The organism is Patescibacteria group bacterium, from assembly GCA_020148045.1.
In the GTDB taxonomy this organism is placed as follows: domain Bacteria; phylum Patescibacteriota; class Minisyncoccia; order Minisyncoccales; family GWA2-38-27; genus JAHCRG01.
The window spans coordinates 1-1,185 of record JAHCRG010000013.1 but is presented as its reverse complement, the minus strand read 5'-3'; the positions used below and the strand labels follow the sequence as shown (position 1 = coordinate 1,185).

2 protein-coding genes are annotated in these 1,185 nt (G+C 32.7%); both read right to left on the bottom strand.

The window, feature by feature from the left end; all coding sequences use genetic code 11:
* The coding region (locus tag KJA13_03120; protein MBZ9578004.1) for a hypothetical protein at positions 1 to 420 on the bottom strand (420 nt) is incomplete at its 3' end.
* A 150-nt stretch (positions 421 to 570) separates the two neighbouring features.
* On the bottom strand, positions 571 to 1,164 hold the full coding sequence (locus KJA13_03115) for a class I SAM-dependent methyltransferase (protein MBZ9578003.1): 594 nt from the start codon (positions 1,162 to 1,164) through the stop codon (positions 571 to 573).
* Positions 1,165 to 1,185: the final 21 nt, after the last annotated feature.

Here is a 1,185-nt window from a genome sequence, read left to right as displayed (position 1 = left end):
TCCAAAAAAACTGCCATATATAAAAACCGCTCGAATGCTAAACCCTTCTGTTAGCTTTATTTTTAGACCACCGCCAATAGCCCATAGAGGATATCCATGAGCACAGGTACCAACGCCGCCGGTCACGTATGGAATAAATCGCTCTATAGGCCAGTTATAGCTAATACTTCCAATGATATAAGCATCCGCACAAGCTCCAGGCCAAAAAACAACGTTTGCCTCAAATTCTACGTTGTCATTTGCGTACCAGCCTACGGCAAACAAAGGAAGCAATGGCAAAGCCACTCCAGCACTAACTTCTTTATCTCCTTTTTTGGGTAGGTTAGGTTTTGAGTTGGCAGCTAATGAATCCCCACTCCCAAATATAATCATGAAGCTAACAGCTAATGCAATAATAATACCTCTTTTCGTAAATAACATTTTCTTTCCTTCTTTATTAGAAAGTTCATCCCTACCTTAAGTGGGTGTCAAGCTAAAGGGATAGAAATTTGTTTTTAGTGGGATTTTCACCTCCCTTTACCCTTTTCTCAAATACTACAATATGAAAAGTTTGAAGAATTCAGGATAAAATTACGCTTTTTTTATAAGTATTGTTATATATGCTGGTTGCGCATCAAAATAAAATTTCTTTTTAAAGATTTTTAAATTTGTTCCTTTTATTAAGTGTTTAATTTTATTATGATTCAATTTATTTAAATGGATTTTATATCCTTTAAAGGGGTTTCGATAAAAAATCCATGCATTTCTCATAGTACCCATACCTCTAAATAACTCCCAAGGATAATACAAAACCACTAAACCTCCAGGCTTGAGTATGCTGTCAATTTCTTTGAATAATTTTTGTATATTAGGTATGTGCTCAATTGTATAACATGAAACTATTTTAGTAAAGAAATTCTCTGGAAAGTTAGTTTCTCTTGCATCCATAAATTTTAAATCTGTAACTTGGGAATTTTTAACAGCTCCTTCATTTACATCTATTCCTATTATTTTTCTACAAAATGGTTGTAAAAATGAAACAAGATCGCCCTTATCACAACCTATATCTAAAACAATATCACTATGTTTTAATTGTAATTCCTGTTTCAATTTCTCGTTTATCCTTTTTATTCTGCCAAAAGCATTCCATATTCCCGATCGAGAAAATTTTAAATCGTATCTCATAATAATTTAAGTATTTGTTTA

Bases quoted from the DNA above. Each gene is read 5' to 3' on its own strand.
- KJA13_03115 (MBZ9578003.1), bottom strand. From the start codon at position 1,164: ATGAGATACGATTTAAAATTTTCTCGATCGGGAATATGGAATGCTTTT.